Genomic DNA, 18,231 nt, shown 5'->3' with positions numbered 1-18,231 from the left:
GTGAGTGAGCCTATGCTCGCGAAGCGACAGGCCCCGCCATTGGCGGGGCCTGTTTCGTTTGGAAGTGCTGTTTCGTTTGGGAGTGCTGGTTCTTTTGAAAGCGTCAATGCCGCATGACAATGGTGCAGCGTGGCAAGAGTGGCCCACGCGGCAGCGACGCTGGTGGCGATCGGCCGCCATGATCGGGCTATGGGGCGTCGTGCTGCCGAGTGGCGTGGCGTTGAGTACCGCAAGTATGGCGGCCCCGATCTATCGCAGCGTCGACGAGAATGGCAGCGTCTCGTTCAGTGACCGCCCGAGCCCGGGAGGTGCGGTTCAGCTCGAGCCGATTACCGTGCTGCCTGCGAGCGACCCGCGACTGCGCCCGGGGCCGGCGGGCGCTGGGTACTACAGTCGTTTCCGGGTCGTCTCGCCTGAGAACGGCGCCACGCTGTCTACCGGGCGAAGCGGCAACGTTCAGGTCGCGCTTGCCACTGCACCCGCGCTGAAACCGGCGGATCGGGTTCAACTGCGCCTCGATGGCACGCTCAGCCAGTCGGCGATGCATGCCCAGGTGTTCATGCTCAGTCATCTGGCCGAGGGGGCGCATGTCCTGCAGGCGGAGTTGGTCGATGCCGGTGGCACGGTGCGTCAGACCAGTGCGGCCATCGTTTTTCACGTTAAGCATGGCGCCGGTGCTGCACCGGATCTCATCGACAGTGACGCCGGCCAGCGCTGGAAAAAGCACCGAAAGCCTTCAAGGAATAGCCCTTGAGCACCATTATGGTGCATGAGTGGCCGGGTCGGGTCCTTTTCTTCGCGGTAACGCAGGCGATAGAGGCTGGCGCGCTTCTTGCAGTGCAAGTGTACGAGGGGGGAGCACCATGTCGGAACGGGTCATGTATCAACGCTTGCTGGAACATCTCACTACCGCCGTGGTGTTGCTGGACGGTGCGCTGCGGGTGCGCTGGCTGAATCCGGCGGCCGAGGCGCTGCTATCGGCCAGCTGCGCACGTGTCGCCGGCCAGCAGCTGGAGTGTCTCGAGGGGGTCGATGGCACCGTGGCCGAGGTACTGGCCAAGGCACTCAAGGAGTTTCACCCCTTCACTCAGCGTGAGGCTTCGCTAATCGTGCCGCCCGGGGAGATGATCACGGTCGACTTCAATGCCACGCCGCTTTCCGAGGATGAATTGCTGCTCGAGATCGAGCCGCGCGATCGACTGCTGCGCATTTCCCGCGAGGAAGCGCTGATCGCCCGTCAGGAAACCATCAAGGTGCTGTCGCGGGGGCTGGCCCACGAAGTGAAGAATCCGTTGGGCGGTATTCGCGGTGCGGCCCAGTTGCTCGAGCGCGACCTGCCTGACCCGCAACTGGCCGAGTTCACCCGCATCATCATCGAGGAGGTCGATCGACTGCGGGATCTGGTCGATCGCATGCTGGGCCCCAACGCCCTGGTGCGCCACGAATCGCTCAATATCCACCGGGTGCTGGAGCGTGTCCGGGCGCTGCTGGAAGCCGAGCATCACCAGGTCACCTACGTTCGCGACTATGACCCCAGCCTGCCGGATCTCGTGGGTGACGAGGCCCAACTGATCCAGGCGGTGTTGAACGTCGCCCGCAATGCGGTCCAGGCCATGGAGGAGAATGCCACGGCAGCGCCGCAGCTGATCCTGCGTACCCGGGCGCGGCGGCAGTTCACCCTGGGGGCCGAGCGTCATCGGCTGGTCTGCGAGGTGGCGATCGTCGACAACGGGCCGGGGATCCCCGCCGCGCTGCGTGAAACCCTGTTCTATCCCATGGTGTCCGGACGTGCCGAAGGTAGCGGTCTGGGGCTGTCCATCGCCCAGTCGATCCTGCATCAGCATCAGGGGCTGATCGAATGCGACTCGCAGCCCGGATGCACCGAATTTCGCTTGCTGATACCGCTGGAGGGCCAACCATGATTCCCGCTGCAGCCTGGATAACTATCCGCCGGAGGCCTCATGTCTGAAGTTGCTCGTATCGTAATCGTCGATGACGACCGTGCGATTCGCTGGGTACTGGAGCGTGCCCTGGCCCAGCCCGATATCGAGGTGAAAAGCTACGAGCGTGCCGATACGGCGCTCGAGGAGATCCTGCGCCAGCCCCCCGACGTGCTGGTTACCGATATCCGCATGCCCGGCCTCGACGGACTCGATCTCATGGCCCGGGTGCGCGAGACGCATCCCGATCTGCCGGTGATCGTGATGACCGCACACTCCGATCTCGACAGCGCGGTGGCGTCCTATCAGGGCGGTGCCTTCGAATATCTGCCCAAGCCCTTCGACGTCGACGACGCCTTGGCCCTGGTGCGTCGCGCCGTGGCGCATGCTCGTGAGCGCCGGGCACCGGCCGAGGTGCCGGAGGGCCTGTCGGCGGAGATCATCGGCGAAGCCCCGGCCATGCAGGAGGTGTTCCGCGCCATCGGGCGGCTGTCCCAGTCCCACATCACCGTGCTGATCAACGGCGAGTCGGGAACCGGCAAGGAGCGTGTGGCCCAGGCGTTGCACCAGCATAGTCCGCGCCGGGCGCACCCGTTCATCGCCCTCAACATGGCGGCGATTCCCAAGGACCTCATGGAATCCGAGCTGTTCGGTCACGAGAAGGGCGCCTTCACCGGGGCTACGGCCCAGCGGCGTGGACGTTTCGAGCAGGCCGATGGGGGCACCCTGTTTCTCGACGAGATCGGCGACATGCCGCCCGATACTCAGACCCGTCTGCTGCGCGTGCTGGCAGATGGCGAATTCTACCGGGTCGGTGGCCACGTCTCGGTGAGAGCCGACGTGCGCATCATCGCCGCCACGCACCAGAATCTCGAGCGGCTGGTGGAAGAGGGGCGTTTTCGCGAGGACCTTTTCCATCGCCTCAACGTCATCCGCGTGCATCTGCCTAAGCTGGCCGAGCGTCGCGAGGACATTCCGCGCCTTGCCCAGCACTTCCTGGCCGAGGCTGCCAAGGAGCTTTCGGTCGAGACCAAGGTGCTGACCAAGGATGCCGAGACGCACCTGACACGGCTGCCCTGGCCGGGCAACGTGCGACAGCTGGAGAATACCTGCCGCTGGCTGACGGTGATGGCATCCGGCCGCGAGGTGCTGGTCGACGATCTGCCTCCCGAGCTGCGCGACGTCGAAGGCACCGAGGCCGCCGGTGGCGACTGGCGGGCGGCGTTTCGCGAGTGGGCGGATCGGGCGCTGGCCTCGGGGCACACGCATCTGCTGGAGGAGGCGGTGCCCGACTTCGAGCGCATCCTCATCGAGACGGCGCTCAAGCACACCGGTGGACGCAAGGGGGAAGCCGCCGAGCTGCTCGGCTGGGGGCGCAATACCCTGACCCGCAAATTGAAGGTGCTGCTGCCGGCCTTGGCCGATATGGAGTAGGGCCGATACGAAGCAGGGGCGGCATGAAGCAGGGCCGATAGGGCATAAAGCCGACACGGTCTGCCGCGCGTCGGCCATGCGACGTTGAATCCGGTCTCGACGGCGTCTCCTCGCCCGGACTTGTCCGGCCTGGCGCTAGCGCGCGAGACGGGGAACCCTTCCTGTTGCTTATGCTCTGCCGTTCGACAACGCGACAGGGCGTCTCACGGCGGGCGAGATGGTAGGATGTGGCCAAATTCAAGGAGGTGCCGATGGCCACGCTGACCTGGGACCGCCTGCTCGATCCCACTCGGCTTCATGACAAGCCGAGTGGCTCGCGCGGTGAAATCGGACGTAGTCCTTTTCACAAGGACCACGACCGTATCGTCTTTGCCGGTTCGTTCCGCCGCCTGGGTCGCAAGACCCAGGTGCATCCGCTGACCGACAACGATCATATTCATACCCGGTTGACCCACTCGCTGGAAGTGGGCTGCGTGGGCCGTAGCCTGGGCATGATCGTCGGCGAGAAACTGCGCGACAGCCTGCCGGCCTGGATCACCCCGGCGGACCTCGGGGTGATCGTGCAGGCGGCTTGCCTGGGGCACGATATCGGTAATCCTCCCTTCGGCCATGCCGGCGAATATGCCATCCGCGACTGGTTCAAGCGCGCCGAGAGCAACGGTAGCGGCTTTCTCGACGGCCTGGCGGCGTCTCAGCGCCAGGATCTGCTGACCTACGAAGGCAACGCGCAGGGCTTTCGTATCGTCACCCAGATCGAATACAACCAGTTCAAGGGCGGCATGCGCCTGACCGGCGCCACGCTGGGCACGATGCTCAAGTACCCATGGACGGTGGAGCGGGCGACGCCGGCCGGCAAATTCGGTTGTTATCAGACCGAGCGGCATCTGCTCGCCGAAGTCGCCGAACGCCTGGGTCTGCGGCCGACCGGCGAATTCTCCTGGTGCCGACACCCGCTGGCCTATCTGGTCGAGGCGGCCGACGATATCTGCTATGCCCTGCTGGATCTCGAGGATGGCCTGGAGATGGGTATCCTGCGCTTCGATGAAGTCGCCGAGGTGCTGACCCAGATCGCCGGCGGCGTTCCGGCGGACTACGCCGGCATGCAGCGTGACGGCGTATCCCAGCGTCGACGCATCGCCGCACTGCGCGGTGCTGCCATGGAGCGGGCGGTCGCGGAGGTTGCCGAGGTATTCGTGCAACATGAGCAGATCCTCCTGCAGGGTACGCTGCAGGAGGATCTGCTGGAACTCTGCCACCCGGATCTTGGCTGGGGAGTGAAGGCGGCCAAGCAACTGGCCCGTGAGCGCATCTTCCAGAACGAGCGCAAGGCCAAGCTCGAAATCGGGGCCTACACCACGCTGGGGATCCTGCTCGAAGCCTTCATCGGCGCGGCACACGAGCTACATCACACCGGCCACTCCACCTTCAAGCATCAGCGGGTGCTGGCGCTGATCGGAGAGAACACGCCGCGCGCCTCCTGGGATCTCTACGCCAGCTACCGGCGCATGCTCGACTTCATCGGTGGCATGACCGATCACTATGCCGTCGATCTGGCCCAGGAAATGGGCGGACGTCTCAAGGGCGATTGACCAAGCTCGCGGGGCGGCCTCAGCCGGTCAGGCCGAAGGGCGGCTGACCGGTGGGGTCCATGTCATCGTCATCCTCGTTCAGGCTGCGGAGAATGGCCTGTCCGATGCGCCGGGCGCTGTCGGGAATGCCCTGATTGCCGAACAGCCGATTGAATTCGAAGAGAAACGGGTGATCCCAGGCCATGGCGACGTCAAAGCCGGCGTGATTGATATCCAGATCACGCGCCACGCGTCTGACCAGGGCCAGCGCCGCTTCGGGAATATTGTCATGGCTGACGGTACCGCCTTGGCTGACGTTGGAACGGTAGCCGCCCGGCGGCGTGAGGCGCCAGTAGGCGGCCAGAATCTCGCCCCCCACCATCACGATGCGTAGATCCCGATCGATGGGCAGCGGCTCCTGCGCGTACAGCACGCTTTCCTGGCGCGCGTGCGCTTGCAACTGTTCGCGATTCTCGACCCGAATCACGCCTTCGCCCATCGAGCTCTTGATACGCTTGACGATCATGGGATAGCCGAAATGCTGCTCCACCCTGTCCAGGCTGGCCGACGAGGTGCCGAGGATCTGCGTCGGTGGCACGTGCGCCGGACACACGGCCAGAAACGCGCGGGTCTGCTCCACCTTGTCGTGTCCCAGGTGGTAACTGGCGAGACTGGGAAAGATGCGCTTCTTCAGGCCGTAGACCAGCGTATTGATCTGCCAATACTCGGGAAACAGGAGCCAGTCGGCACGGGCGATCTCGTCGAGATGCTCGTACATGCGTTCGGGTTTGATGTAGCGGACCCCGGGCAGCCCGAGGGTACGAAAGGCGTCGAAACTGATCAGATTCATGGCGACATTGCACCGCCTCGCAGTGATAAACCGCGCGGATTATATCGGCTGCCAAGTCGCCTGCAAGGGTTTTCTCCCTCCCCGCCGTCGGGTCATGAAGCGCAGAATTAAAGAATATCAGCAAGAGCGTTTTATTGTTTGGCTCGGCTAATGAATGATCTATTTGATTTATTTATTTTCCATCCCGATTCATGGTTTATAAACCGGTGTTATCACCGCGACGCAGGGCATGGGGCTATGCTCGATAGGCACTATCATGAAATGAACTAGGCTGGTGAAAGAGATGAGCTCGCAGGCCTGCCTGGGGCGCGGGACAAGCGGCCGGCAAGGAGAGCAAACGCTCTTGAGCGAAGTTGACGTTCTGCTTAAAGCAACTATTTTTTCTTCTAGAAAACCGTATTTAGGTAGATGTAAAAAGGAAGCAATAAAGGTTTTAACAGTAAACCCGATATAACATTTTGCTACATGGAGGTTGTCGAAATGGCTGATTCAGAAAACCGTGTAACTCCCGGTACTCCCTCTTCTGCCCAGCCCTCGGGCGAAAGCGCACCGACCAACGGGACTGCATCCCGCGGCGGTTCCGCCAAGGACAATACCAAGGACCAGGCCAGGGAACAGACGGCACAAGCCAAGGAACAGGCCAAGCAGAAAGCGAGCGGGGCGAAGGAGCAGGCAAGAGAATATGTTCGCCATCAGGCGGATGAGGCGCGTCACCAGGCGACAGGGCTCTTCGATCGTCAGAAGGACATGGCCGCCGATCAGGTGGGTAACTTTGCCACCGCCTTTCGCAGCATGGCCGATCAGTTCGATGAGCAGGGACAGGCTTCCTGCGCGCGCTACGTCAATACCCTGGCGGGGAATATCGACAATCTGTCCGGCACCCTGCGTGAGCAGGACGTCAATACGCTGATGACCCAGGCCAAGGATTTCGGGCGTCGTCGGCCTGCACTCTTTCTGGGGGGTGCCGTTGCCGCCGGGGTGCTGCTTTCCCGCTTCCTGAAGAGTTCCGGTGAACGCGATGGAGAGACAGGCGGCGGTCGGGGCGGAATGTAAGACCGCTTCACCGACTCGGGACAGGTCTCGGGCGCGAGGCGTCTGAGTGTCCCTCGGGGTTCACTGGACGTCGCGTATGCGTTTGGTGCTGTTGGCTACGACGATAGGCAAGGAGGCAGAACGGGATGGAGCCGGATAACCGAAACACTAAAACCGAGTCATCGTTTGGCTCGCTGATTTCCAGTCTTACACATGACATGACGACCTTGGTCCGCCAGGAGATCGATCTGGCACGGGCCGAAATGTCGCAGAACATGAAGAAGGCGGTGGCGGCCATTGGGGCCATTGCCGCGGCGGGTGTGGTGCTCATGGGCGGCTTTCTCGTATTGCTGTTCGCGGCGGTATATGCCTTGAGCAACGTACTGGCTCCCTGGCTCTCCGCGCTGATCGTCGCCATCGTGGTGATGGTGATCGGCTTCATCATGCTGCAGAGCGGTCGCAAGAAGCTCCAGGCCCAAAGCCTGATGCCGAGCCGGACGCTCAGTAGCGTACGGCGTGACGAGAAAGTGGTTGAGCAACATGGAAAGGGCACCAGGGAGCAAATGAAATGAGCCACAACGACAACGATACCCGTGACAACCGCAATCCGGACGAGATCGAGTCGGATATCCGCCAGACACGCTCGCATCTGGACGAGACGCTCAGCGACTTGCAGCAGATGTTCGATCCGCAGACGGTGGTGAACAGTGCCTATGATTACGTCCGCCGTGGCGGCGCCAACGAGTTTGCCTCCAATCTGGGGCGCACCATCAAGCAGAATCCGGTTCCCGCGCTACTGATCGGCATCGGTGTGGGCTGGCTGATGTTCGCCTCCAACCGGAGTTCCACCGCCACACGTGACTCCTCGCGCAATCTTCCCGTTCCCCTGGATCAGACCTCGAGCACGACGCCAACGACGTCTACACCAAAGACGGCGTCTACGCCCACAACGGCGACAACGGCGGCGTCTACGACTGCGGCATCGCACGGGCCGAGCGTGGCGGATCCGGCCGGCAACAGCGTTGCCGATCCCAGCATTGTGGCGTCGCCCGGTACTAACGAGCATGTCAGGACTGATGCTGCCGGTAGCCGCGATGACGGCAGGACCGGTGCCGGAAACAGCAGCAACAGGGAACTCAAGGATGACTTCCTCGAGCCCTCCAGTGTACGCGACGGTAAACGTGACAAGCGGTGACGTTGGGCTGCACGCGCAGTCCTGCGAATGATCCGCGATCCATTGATGCGCTATTGAAGAAGGGAGGTTTCGATGGCTGACCCGGAAAACCGTGTGACACCTGGGACGCCCTCCTACACGGGCGAACCGAAACGCTCATCGGATGAGCGTGTCGAGAAAAGCGCCAGGACCGTCGAGGCGAGTGCCCAGGCCAAGCAACAGGCCGGCCAAGTGAAGGAGCGTGCCAAGGCGTATGCGCACCATCAGAGTCACGAGGCGCGACGTCAGGCGACAGGCATCGTCGAACAGCAGGTCGAACGGCAGAAGGAGATGGCCGCGGATCAGGTCGGTGGCGTCGCCAAAGCCGTGCATAGCATGGCCGATCAATTCGATGAACAGGGCCAGGCGTCATGGGCACGCTATGCCCATGATCTGGCCGGCAATGTCGATGAGTTTTCGGGGACACTGCGTGAACGGGATGCTGCGACGCTCATCTCCCAGACCAAAGCGCTGGGACGCCGCCGGCCGGCTCTTTTCGTCGGAGGAGCGGTCATGGCGGGCATATTGCTGTCCCGCTTCGTGAAAAGTTCTAGAACGTCCGGCTAGTCGACAGATCAACGCGGGCCGTCAAACGCTTTCGTTTAGCGGCCCGTCACATGCAAGCCGGCTGACGTAGTCAAATCGCCTGCGCAGCCTTCTGATTCGTTTGGCGATAGACAGGGAGACAGACATCATGGAATCGGATAACCCCAACGGCAAGAACACCGAGTCATCATCCATTGGCTCGCTCATTTCCAATCTGACGAATGACATGACGACGCTGGTCCGCCAGGAAATCGATCTGGCCAAGGCCGAGATGTCGCAGAACATGAAGCAGGCGATGGGCGGCATCGCCGCTATTGCCGTGGCCGGGGCAGTGCTGATGAACGGCTTCCTGGTGCTGCTGTTCGCTGCGGTATATGCCCTGAGCAACGTACTGGCTCCCTGGCTCTCCGCACTGATCGTTGCCGTCATCGTGATGGTGATCGGCTTTGTCATGCTGCAGAGCGGTCGCAAGAAGCTCGAAGCTCAGAGCCTGATGCCGAGCCGAACGATGAACAGCGTCAGGCGCGACGAGAGTGTGGTCGAGAAACACGGCAAAGAGACCAAGGAGCAGATGAAATGAGTAAGCACGATACCCGTGACAATCGCAGTCCCGATGAGATCGAATCGGATATCGAGCAGACGCGTTCGCATCTGGACGAGACGTTATCCGACCTGGAGCAGCGGGTCGATCCCCAGGCGCTAATGCATGACGCCTATGGCTATGTCAGCCATGGCGGGGCGAGCGAGTTCTTCTCCAATCTGGGGCGCACGGTCAGGCAGCATCCGGTGCCCTCGCTGATGCTGGGCGTGGGCGTCGGGTGGCTGATGGTGGCCAGTTCATCGAAACGCCGCTCCGGTTCCTCCGATGACGGTTCGTCACACGACCTGTCGGTGTCCAGGCATACCACCTCGTCGAGCCGCAGCGGAATGCCGCCAGAAACCAGCGTGGCCAATTATCCCGATGTCACCGGCTCTTCCGATACGGCCCGCTATCCTGGCGCGACCCGCTCCGGCGTGGCCGACCATCGCAGCACCGTGACGCATCCCGGTACCAACGACTACGTCCGTGCGAGCAACGAGGCGGATGCCCGCGCTGGCCCCGGCATTGATGTCTCTGCCGGGACAGCAACGCATGCGCGCAGTCACGCTCTCCCGCAGGAGCGGGACTATCCGGGGATCGCGACGCATCTGGGAACTCGCGGCACGGCAAACGCCGAGTCCCGCAGCCCCGGAACGGGGGCTGCCACTGCCGCACGGCCCACGACGGGGGCTTCCACGCACGGTGGAGCGCGGCCGCTGACGGCCGAGTCCAACCTGCCGGCGTCGGATCTTGGGGGGGCTCGTCCGGGCTACACCGATCACGATAACCACCGTGGTCGGGGACGCATGGGCGGCGCGAAGGATCGACTGGGTGCCGCGACAGGCAAGTGGAGCGAGAAGCTGCGGGGCATACGCGGTCAGGCCCAGGGAATGGCGGGTGACATGCGCGACAGGGCGCACCAGCGTCAGGAAGCGCTCAAGGAGCGCAAGCAGCGTAAACAGCAGCGTAAGCAACACCAACAGGGAGGTCGTTTTTCCATGAACAACATGTCTCAACGCACTCAAGGCGCCCAGGGGCAGATCGCCAACTTCGTGCAGGAACATCCTCTGGTTGTCGGCGCACTGGGTATCGCCTTGGGCGCCGCTCTGGGCGGCATGCTGCCTTCCACCCGGGCAGAGAACCGCACCATGGGAGCCAAGCGTGACCAGGCGATGAGCAAGGCCAGCGAAGTCGGACATCAACAGGTCGAGAAAGCCCGTGTCGAGGCGATGGAAAAGGCCGCCGATGCCGGACAGCACCAGGTTGACAACGTACGTGCCAAGGCGGACCAGGCCAAGCAGAACTCCGACACGGACAGCTCGTCAGAGAGCCAGACGAAGGAACGGGATGCCTAGATAACAGGCTCTTGTAGTCTCAGGGACAGGCCTGGCGGCTTCGGCTCGAGTCCGAGGGTGGGAAGGTATCAGCCATCAACGGGTGAGATGCACGGGGCCGTCAGGGCGGAGGCAGCTTCCATCGACACGGAGGACGAGACAATGGGAATCGACGATAAGCGAGGCAAGACGACAAGCCAGACCGGCGAGAGCGAGAGGGCGGCCGACACCAACGCGCGCGAGAAAGCCGAGCAGGTCATGAAGAAGGACCAGCCGGATGATGCGCCGGAGAGGACGGCGGACGATCGCAACGACGTGTATCGCCCCGATGAGAACGTCGACAATCAGAAGCACGACACGACAGAGCCCGGACACAATACATCGCTGGACAAGGCGCCCGTGCCGGGCAAGAAGACCCGCGACGAGTCGCTGCAGAAAGACGAGATCAACAAGGCCGCACGCGACGAAAACACACCGCGTCATAATGGCTGAGAACGAGAGACAGCGGTGATGGATCACATTGGATCGAGAGCGTGACGCCCCCGGAGCCAGCGGATGATTTCGCTGGCTTTTTCTTCGTCCAACGGCCCGCCCGCGCGAAACCGGGCGGATCGGAGGCCGTCTGAGGAGAGCCTGCTAATCTGACAATTGCATCAGCATTCATGGATGGAGGGCGGGCGTGAGCAGCTTTACCTTACTGGATACGGTGGTCATGGTGGGCTATGTTCTGCTGATCGCTGCCATTGGTGCCGGTTTCGGGCGTGGGCAGCACAGCACTCAGGACTACTTCCTCGGCGGGCGCAGCGTGCCGGCGTGGGCCATCGGGCTCTCGGTAATGGCGACGCAGGCCAGTGCCATCACCTTCATCGGGGCGCCCGGGTGGGGCTACGAGGGCGGCCTCGAGCGGCTGATCATGTTCCTCAACGTCCCGCTGGCCATGGCCTTCCTGATCCTGGTGATCGTGCCCGTCTTTCATCGGGCCGGCATCTATAGCATCTACGAGTTGCTCGAGAGACGATTCGGCCCCGCGACACGCACCCTGAGCGCGCTTCTGTTTTTGATCGCCCGGGGCCTGGCGACCGGTGTGGTGCTTTATGCGCCCGCGCTGGTGCTCTCCGTGGTCACCGGCTGGAACGAGAACCTCACCATCATCCTCATGGCGGTGATTGCCGTCAGCTATACCGTGCTTGGCGGTATCCGTGCGGTGATCTGGACCGACGTGATCCAGATGGGCGTGTTGTGGATGGGCGCGCTGGTCAGCATGGGCATCATAGTCGCCAATCTCGACGGCGGCTGGAGTGACATCATCACTCACGGCACCGCCAACGACATGCTGGGCTCGCTGGATTTCTCCCTTTCGCCCGCAGTGACCTACAGCGTCTGGGCCGGATTGATTGGCGGGTTCTTCCTGCACGTGGCGTATTTCGGCACCGACCAGAGCCAGATCCAGCGCGTCTTGACCAGCCCCTCCATCGGCGAGGGCCAGCGCTCATTGACGCTGGGCGGCTATCTGTTGATCCCGCAGATGCTGCTGTTCCTGTTCATCGGCGTGATGTTGAGTGCCTACTATCAACAGCATGACCTGGCGACGCCCGACAATCTCAATGAGCTGTTCCCGCGCTTCGTGGTCGAGCATTTTCCGGCAGGGCTGTCAGGGCTGGTGATCGCCGGTGTCTTCGCCGCAGCGATGTCGAGCCTGGACTCGGCGCTCAACTCGCTGTCGGCGGTCACGGTGCGCGATTTCTATGCGCGCTACGTGCGCAACGAGGCAAGCGATGCGCACTACCTCAAGGTGTCGCGGGTCGCCACGGTCTTCTGGGGCGTTTACGCCACGCTGTTCGCCTTTTTCGCCGCCAACCTCGGCCCGGTCATCGAGGCGGTCAACCGCATCGGCTCCTGGTTCAACGGGGCGCTGCTGGGCACCTTCCTGCTCGCCCTGCTGGTACGCCGAGCCAACGCGCGCGGCGCGCTGAGCGGACTGGTGGTCGGCATGCTGGCGGTTTGGGCGACGACGCGTTTCGCCGATATCTCCTGGCTCTATAACAATGTCATCGGGGTGGCGGTCTCCGGCGCGGTGGGCTATCTCGTCAGCCTGAGCGCACCCTCGCCGCATCCCGACAAGCTCAAGGGCATCCTGTGGTATGACATGGCCGACGACATGGAGGCGGTGCTGACCGAGCGAGCCCACCGCGCCGCGCCGGTGACTCGGGAGGCACGCCGGACCCGGCGCTGGTGCGTGGGGTTGGTGATCTATTTCGTGCTCGTGATGATGGCGCTGGGTGCACTGCAATGGACGACACGGCTGGGATGAGCGACATCACCCCCAGGTCCTGTCGTCTGCCGCTCAAGGTCGACCAGGACCGGGCGAAGCGGCGCATGGCCCGTCTGGGCGCGCGCTCCATGGAGCTCGTCGCCTTGCCACTATGGGCTTTTGCCCTGCGGGATCCCCGCGGTCGGACACCCGCGTTTCTGCTGGCTTGTCATTCGGCCGACAGGGTTTTGCTGTGGCCGCATGCGCTGCCCGACGACGCGGCCTGGCAGGTGGCGGTCACGCCGCTTCCGGAGGCCGAGGCTCCGTCGCCTGAATGGGTGATGCGGGCCTGGCTGTGGGAACGCCTGACGCTACCGCGACGCTGGTCGCTGAAACTTGACCGAAGTGCCGCGACACATCCTGTCAGCCTGCCGGTGTGGATCGGTTACCGGCCCGGTCGAAGCGGCATGCAGGTACTGCTGATCAGTGGCGTGGGGGGCGAGCCGCTTCCCGCGCTGAAACCGGCGGTGCTTGCAGGGCTGACGGCACTGGCGCCGCCGGCGGGTTGATTCCTCGAGGAGGGGCTGACGGACCGCGGCTCACTCATTTGGCCGCGGTGGGCCGTGTGGCGAAGCGCCTGACTCGCTCGCTCAGTGCGCGTACCGCGCGCTGATGGCAGTCACCGTCCAGAGGCCGCAGGGAGAGGGCATTGAGCCTGTCGGCCAGGCCCACGCCGTCGACCACCAGAATATCGGCCGGCGCGGCTTCCACTTCGATTTCCCAGCCCGGCAGCACCAGCACCCCACGTACCGGAACGTCGATGCCGCACTCCCGGGCCAGCCACTGGCGTAGCCAAGCCGCGGCAAGCCGGGTCCTGCGCAGCGGCACACGCTCGCTCCAGCCCGGAAAGCGCAGACGCTGGCTCTCCACGACGACACGGGTCTGTACCGTGCCGGACGGATCGTAGGGGAAGGAGCGGGCATGGGACTGAATGACGAACAGTCCGCGGGGGGTGACCACCACATGATCGATGGCATAGCTGTCCGCGGGCACGTCGTGGAAAACGAAGAAGGGATGCGCCTCGGGGCGGATCAGTCGCTCGAGCTCCTGACCTACCGCCAGATCGCATGCCAGACCCAGCTTGAGGCGGCGAATGTGTTGAGCGTTGCGAATCAGCACGAAACAGAAGGTCATGGCGAGTAGCGTGCTCAGCAAGCCATAGAGCGCCCACTCCAGCCAACTGTGCCGGTTGGCGAAAAGCATGCGCCCCATGCCGTAGACCAGCGGCATCAGGGTCACGATCGGGCCCAGCGCACCATTGAGAAACAGGCTGGAAAAGGCCCGGTCGAGCCGGTCTCGCAGGCCCTGTCCCGGCTCGCGCAGCGGGCGATCGTCATAAGGCGAGTTGAGGTGGCTATCCTGAAGATTGCGCAGTCCGATCACTACCAGCGCCATGGCGCCCAGGGGAGCCAGAAAGATCAACGGCAGCACATATTCCAGCCAGACCATGGGAAGTTCCTTGCCTTCGCCAGAGCGGAAAGGCCCATTCTAGCCAAGGAGCCGGGAAGGAACCATGTTCCAATGGTTTGTATCGTCGCCCGCGAACCTCTTGTGCTGGCTAGGGTCGAAGCGGGCCCAGGAAACAAGACGCCGGCACCGCCGTTCGCAGTATGCGATGCCGGCCGCAGCGCGAGAACATTCTTCACATGAGCGGATCCGCTTCCATGGCATCATGTCTGAACGAGGCGTCAACCCTGCCATCTGCCGGGGCGACGACCGACACACGAAAGAGCGATGTGCAGCATGACCTGCAGACCTTCCTCGCTCGCCACTCCCGCCTGTTCGTGTTGACCGGCGCCGGCGTCAGCACCGATTGCGGTATCCCCGACTATCGCGATGCGTGCGGCGACTGGAAGCGTCCACCGCCCGTGCAGCATCAGACGTTCATGACCAGCCGGCTGGCACGCCAACGCTACTGGGCGCGCAGTCTGGTGGGATTTCGTGCTCTGGCCGATGCTCATCCCGGTGCGGCGCACTTCGCCCTGTCACGCCTGGAGGCGCTGGGGCATGTCGAGCAACTGGTCACGCAGAATGTCGATGGCCTGCATCAGCGCGCCGGCTCGCGGCGTGTCATTGACCTGCACGGCCGGGCCGAAATGGTCCGCTGCATGACATGTGCCGCGATGCGCATGCGCCATGCGGTACATGCCGAACTGACCGAGTCCAACCCCGACTGGACGGGGCTTGCCGCCAGCGTCGGGCCGGATGGCGACGCCGATCTCGAGGGCTACGACTTTTCCCGCTTCCGCCTGCCGCGTTGCCATCGTTGCGGGGAGGGGATTCTCAAGCCGGACGTGGTGTTCTTCGGCGACAGCGTTCCCCGCATGCGTGTGGAGGCAGCCTTCGCGGCGCTTGAGCGTGCCGATGCGGTGCTGGTGGCGGGGTCGTCGCTGATGGTCTATTCGGGGTTCCGCTTTGTTCGCCAGGCTGCCCGAGCCGGCAAGCCGATTGCCTGCATCAACCTCGGGCGTACGCGCGCCGACGATCTCTATACGCTCAAGCTCGAGGCGCCGATAGGTGAGGCATTGCAGGCGCTTGTCGGGCGCGGGTGAGACGAGACGATTCAAGTTTCCCCAGGCGTGGCCGTTATCCCTTGAAGCCGATGATAACGATTACGACTGGCCAGGAACCTGACATGCGCATCCTTCACAAACTGCTTCTGACCGGTGCCTTGACGGCATTGGCGTTTCCCGTCTCCGCTGACGTGACCAACCATTGGTCGGTGGGTGCCGGTATCGGCACCACCGGTTACGGCGGCAGCGTGAGCTATCGCTTTCATGACAATCTCGCCCTGACGGCCGGATATAGCGGCTTTACCTATGACGGCATGGATTACGAGAGCGACGATGCCGACTACGAGGGCGACTTCGATATCGATGTCTATGGACTGACGCTGGACTACTTCCCCTTCGGCGGACGCTTTTTCCTCTCCGCTGGCGCGGTGCGCCCGGATATTGCCATGCAGGTGGTGGGACGGCCCAAGGCCGGTCAGACCTACGAGTTCAATGGCACGACGTACACCAGTGAAGATGTCGGCAACCTGCAGGGTGACGTGAGCCTGGGCGATTCGGTGCAGCCCTATCTGGGGCTGGGCTGGCGCGGCAGCCACAGGAGCGGACTGGGCGTGTTCAGCCAGGTGGGCGTGTTCCTTACCGATGCCGAGGTCAACCTCAGCGCCACCGGTGCGGCCAACGATCCGCGTCTGCGCCAGGATTTACAACGTGAAGAGGACGACCTGCGGGATGACGTCGACAAGCTGAGCGTCTATCCGGTTGCGGTGGTGGGTATCGAATACACGTTCTGAGACGGAATCGGTCGTCCGGTCCTGCCTCTCGGGATGCCAGCGTCCGGCCACGAACGATCGGCCGGGCACTGGCGTGTCTGCCTCAGGCCCGAGGCGGCTAGACGTCGCGCGTCGGCGGTGCCATGAAATCGGGACCCACCGGGTCCGTGACATGCTCATTGACCAGACGCTCGATCTCCTCCATGTCGTCGCGGCTGAGTTGCCAGTCGGTGATCCTCTCGATGGGCTCCACCTGTTCAGGCTTGCGCGCGCCCCACAGCGCGATGGAGTTGGCGTGGCGGTCGAGCAACCAGCGTACCGCCAGCTCCAGCACGTGCTTGCCGTGACGTTGTTCGGCGAAGCGATCCAGGGCCGCGACGGCGTCGAGATACTGCTCGAAGCGTGGCGACTGGAATTTGGGATCGACATTACGCAGATCGTCGCCGTTGAACTGCGAGTCGCGGCGCATCTTGCCCGAGAGCAGGCCGCGACACAGGGCGCCGTAGGTCAGCATGGCCAGGCCTTCGCGCTCGGCGTAGGGAATGATGTCGCGCTCGGCATCGCGTTCGAACAGGTTGAGCGGTGGCTGGATGCTGTGCAGCGGGGCCACCTCGCGAAAGGCATCGCACTGCTCGGGAGTGAAATTGCTGACCCCGATGGCGCGGATCTTGCCGTCACGGTAGAGCCGCTCCATGGCGCGAGCGGTCTCCTCCATCGGCACCTTGGGGTCGGGCCAGTGAACCTGATAGAGATCGATGACGTCGGTGCCCAGCCGGCGCAGCGAATCCTCGACTTCCTGCTCGATACGCGCCGCGGTGGCATTGCGCACCACACCCTCGAAGCCTTCACCCCATTCCAGTGCCACCTTGGTGGCGATGGCCAGTCGGTCGCGCTGGCCGTATTCGGCGATTGCCTTGCCGACGACTTCCTCGGAGTGGCCGAAGCCGTAAGCCGGAGCGGTGTCGATCAGGGTAATGCCGCGATCCAGGGCGGCGTGGATGGTACGGATGGCCTGCGCATCGTCGGTGCCGCCCCACTGCTTGCCGCCCATGGCCCAGGTGCCGAGGCCGATTCGAGAGGCGTGAATGCCGGTCCCGGCGATCTCCAATGTCTGCATGCTGCACTCCATGACGTGGTCGGATAACGTTCATAGCGTGGTTGCAGGGATGGTTCCTGACAAGTAATCCTGACAAAGGACAGAGCACGGGACGGAGCGCGAGACTAGCGATTCACCGGCTCGACGGGCACGCTGATCTCGCCCGGTGGCGCTGCGCCGGTAAACACCGGCACGGGCTTGTCGGTGGCGTAGAGACGCTGTCCCGCATGGCGGATTTCCGCTTCCAGCCCATAGGTCCGGCCGGAATCGATGGCATTGTCATCATAGCGCAGCGTGACTGGAATCGGCCCCTGGCCCAGCCGGATATAATGACCTTCGGCGATCGGTTCCGGGCCGCTTCGTGTCAGCCGTTCGAGGCGTACGGTAAGTTCGGCATCGGCAGGCAGATCGAGCGCTTCGGGCGGGACGATCCGCGCCTCGAGGTTGGCGAATCGGGGGCCGGTGACGCAGGCGCTCAGGCTCAGCGGCAGGAGCAACAGCAACGCCAGTCGCCAGCGACGAGTCAGCGGGTAAAGTGATGACATGCCTGTTTCCTTCGTAGCTTCCGATCGAGTCGCCAGCATAGCATTCACCCGAAACGGAACGTCTCTAACCGCCGGCCAGCCTGACGGTATAGCCGCGGGTTTCCAGTTCGCTCTTGAGTACCTGGCGGTGATCGCCCTGGATTTCGATGATCCCGTCCTTGACGGCGCCACCGGTACCGCAGCGTTTCTTGAGCGCCTTGGCCAAGGCCTTGAGTTCATTCTCGGCCAGCGGCACGCCGCTCACGGTCGTCACCCCCTTGCCCTTGCGCCCGCTGGTCTCGCGGCGAATGCGCACGATACCGTCGAGGCCTGCCAGACGTTCGGCTTCGGCCTGTTCGGCGCAGGTACAGTCGGCGACGGGCCGGCGGCATTCGGGACAGGTCTCGCCATGCTCGGTGGAATAGACGAGACCGCTGAGCTGATCCTTGAGGGAGGCCATATCGACTCCTGAAAATGCACTGGAACCCTCATTGTCGCGTCTCATGCCGGCTGGCGCCAA

General features: G+C 63.4%; 20 protein-coding genes. 15 read left to right on the top strand and 5 right to left on the bottom strand.

All coding sequences use genetic code 11. From position 1 onward, the window contains the following. The first annotated feature begins 106 nt into the window (after nt 1-106). The 4 genes from ACYQ12_RS18165 (at nt 107) to ACYQ12_RS18150 (ending at nt 4,963) form a co-directional block, all read left to right on the top strand. Complete coding sequence (locus ACYQ12_RS18165) at nt 107-754, top strand: DUF4124 domain-containing protein (RefSeq protein ID WP_459874370.1); 648 nt, start codon at nt 107-109, stop codon at nt 752-754. A 124-nt stretch (nt 755-878) separates the two neighbouring features. Further along, on the top strand, nt 879-1,922 hold the full coding sequence (glnL, locus tag ACYQ12_RS18160; RefSeq protein WP_459874368.1) for a nitrogen regulation protein NR(II): 1,044 nt from the start codon (nt 879-881) through the stop codon (nt 1,920-1,922). Nucleotides 1,923-1,961: 39 nt separating this feature from the next. After that, nucleotides 1,962-3,374, top strand: coding sequence for a nitrogen regulation protein NR(I) (gene glnG, locus ACYQ12_RS18155; protein ID WP_459874367.1), 1,413 nt, complete (start codon nt 1,962-1,964; stop codon nt 3,372-3,374). 251 nt (nt 3,375-3,625) lie between these two features. Continuing rightward, nucleotides 3,626-4,963 carry a deoxyguanosinetriphosphate triphosphohydrolase gene (locus ACYQ12_RS18150; protein WP_459874366.1) on the top strand — a complete coding sequence of 446 codons (1,338 nt, stop codon included), beginning with the start codon at nt 3,626-3,628 and terminating at the stop codon, nt 4,961-4,963. A 19-nt stretch (nt 4,964-4,982) separates the two neighbouring features. On the opposite strand, the gene ACYQ12_RS18145 is transcribed toward ACYQ12_RS18150, so the two are convergent. After that, entirely contained in the window at nt 4,983-5,792 is an 810-nt protein-coding gene (locus ACYQ12_RS18145; RefSeq protein ID WP_459874365.1) for an ATP-grasp domain-containing protein, read from the bottom strand. 480 nt (nt 5,793-6,272) lie between these two features. Between ACYQ12_RS18145 and ACYQ12_RS18140 the strand changes: the two genes are divergently transcribed. The 9 genes from ACYQ12_RS18140 to ACYQ12_RS18100 all read left to right on the top strand — a co-directional run bounded on the left by ACYQ12_RS18140 (nt 6,273) and on the right by ACYQ12_RS18100 (nt 13,317). After that, entirely contained in the window at nt 6,273-6,845 is a 573-nt protein-coding gene (locus ACYQ12_RS18140; RefSeq protein WP_459874364.1) for a hypothetical protein, read from the top strand. Nucleotides 6,846-6,970: 125 nt separating this feature from the next. After that, nucleotides 6,971-7,396 (top strand): phage holin family protein, encoded by a 426-nt coding sequence (locus tag ACYQ12_RS18135; protein WP_459874363.1) that lies wholly within the window; start codon nt 6,971-6,973, stop codon nt 7,394-7,396. Continuing rightward, nucleotides 7,393-8,019, top strand: coding sequence for a DUF3618 domain-containing protein (locus tag ACYQ12_RS18130; RefSeq protein ID WP_459874362.1), 627 nt, complete (start codon nt 7,393-7,395; stop codon nt 8,017-8,019). Before ACYQ12_RS18135 ends, ACYQ12_RS18130 begins: the two co-directional genes overlap by 4 nt. 72 nt (nt 8,020-8,091) lie before the next feature. Next, nucleotides 8,092-8,604: a hypothetical protein gene (locus tag ACYQ12_RS18125; RefSeq protein WP_459874361.1), complete on the top strand. Its 513-nt coding sequence runs from the start codon at nt 8,092-8,094 to the stop codon at nt 8,602-8,604. A gap of 127 nt (nt 8,605-8,731) precedes the next feature. After that, a complete protein-coding gene (locus ACYQ12_RS18120) occupies nt 8,732-9,163 on the top strand; it encodes a phage holin family protein (protein ID WP_459874360.1) in 432 nt (143 codons plus the stop codon). Continuing rightward, on the top strand, nt 9,160-10,518 hold the full coding sequence (locus tag ACYQ12_RS18115; protein WP_459874359.1) for a DUF3618 domain-containing protein: 1,359 nt from the start codon (nt 9,160-9,162) through the stop codon (nt 10,516-10,518). The genes ACYQ12_RS18120 and ACYQ12_RS18115 overlap by 4 nt, the downstream gene beginning before the upstream one ends. Before the next feature lie 141 nt (nt 10,519-10,659). Further along, nucleotides 10,660-10,989: a hypothetical protein gene (locus ACYQ12_RS18110; protein ID WP_459874358.1), complete on the top strand. Its 330-nt coding sequence runs from the start codon at nt 10,660-10,662 to the stop codon at nt 10,987-10,989. 187 nt (nt 10,990-11,176) lie between these two features. Continuing rightward, nucleotides 11,177-12,808, top strand: coding sequence for a sodium:solute symporter family protein (locus ACYQ12_RS18105; RefSeq protein ID WP_459874357.1), 1,632 nt, complete (start codon nt 11,177-11,179; stop codon nt 12,806-12,808). Further along, nucleotides 12,805-13,317: a hypothetical protein gene (locus tag ACYQ12_RS18100; protein ID WP_459874356.1), complete on the top strand. Its 513-nt coding sequence runs from the start codon at nt 12,805-12,807 to the stop codon at nt 13,315-13,317. Before ACYQ12_RS18105 ends, ACYQ12_RS18100 begins: the two co-directional genes overlap by 4 nt. Before the next feature lie 34 nt (nt 13,318-13,351). On the opposite strand, the gene ACYQ12_RS18095 is transcribed toward ACYQ12_RS18100, so the two are convergent. Further along, the gene (locus ACYQ12_RS18095; RefSeq protein WP_459874355.1) at nt 13,352-14,257 is read right to left on the bottom strand and encodes a nuclease-related domain-containing protein; all 906 of its coding nucleotides are present in this window, start codon (nt 14,255-14,257) and stop codon (nt 13,352-13,354) included. 215 nt (nt 14,258-14,472) lie between these two features. Here ACYQ12_RS18095 and ACYQ12_RS18090 point away from each other — a divergent pair, with 215 nt between their 5' ends. Further along, nucleotides 14,473-15,360, top strand: a complete 888-nt coding sequence (locus ACYQ12_RS18090) for an NAD-dependent protein deacetylase (protein WP_459874354.1) — start codon at nt 14,473-14,475, stop codon at nt 15,358-15,360. An 83-nt stretch (nt 15,361-15,443) separates the two neighbouring features. Further along, nucleotides 15,444-16,112, top strand: a complete 669-nt coding sequence (locus ACYQ12_RS18085; RefSeq protein ID WP_459874352.1) for a hypothetical protein — start codon at nt 15,444-15,446, stop codon at nt 16,110-16,112. A gap of 97 nt (nt 16,113-16,209) precedes the next feature. Here the strand turns inward: ACYQ12_RS18085 and ACYQ12_RS18080 are convergent, their stop codons facing one another. The 3 genes from ACYQ12_RS18080 to ACYQ12_RS18070 all read right to left on the bottom strand — a co-directional run bounded on the left by ACYQ12_RS18080 (nt 16,210) and on the right by ACYQ12_RS18070 (nt 18,171). Further along, nucleotides 16,210-17,208, bottom strand: a complete 999-nt coding sequence (locus ACYQ12_RS18080) for an aldo/keto reductase (protein WP_459874351.1) — start codon at nt 17,206-17,208, stop codon at nt 16,210-16,212. Nucleotides 17,209-17,312: 104 nt separating this feature from the next. Then, the gene (locus ACYQ12_RS18075) at nt 17,313-17,732 is read right to left on the bottom strand and encodes a YbaY family lipoprotein (protein WP_459874350.1); all 420 of its coding nucleotides are present in this window, start codon (nt 17,730-17,732) and stop codon (nt 17,313-17,315) included. A 64-nt stretch (nt 17,733-17,796) separates the two neighbouring features. Then, nucleotides 17,797-18,171, bottom strand: a complete 375-nt coding sequence (locus ACYQ12_RS18070; RefSeq protein WP_459874349.1) for a translation initiation factor Sui1 — start codon at nt 18,169-18,171, stop codon at nt 17,797-17,799. Nucleotides 18,172-18,231: the final 60 nt, after the last annotated feature.

Source organism: Halomonas shantousis, assembly GCF_054654615.1.
Note: the sequence above shows the minus strand (reverse complement) of the source record. Positions and strands in the feature narration are given on the sequence as shown.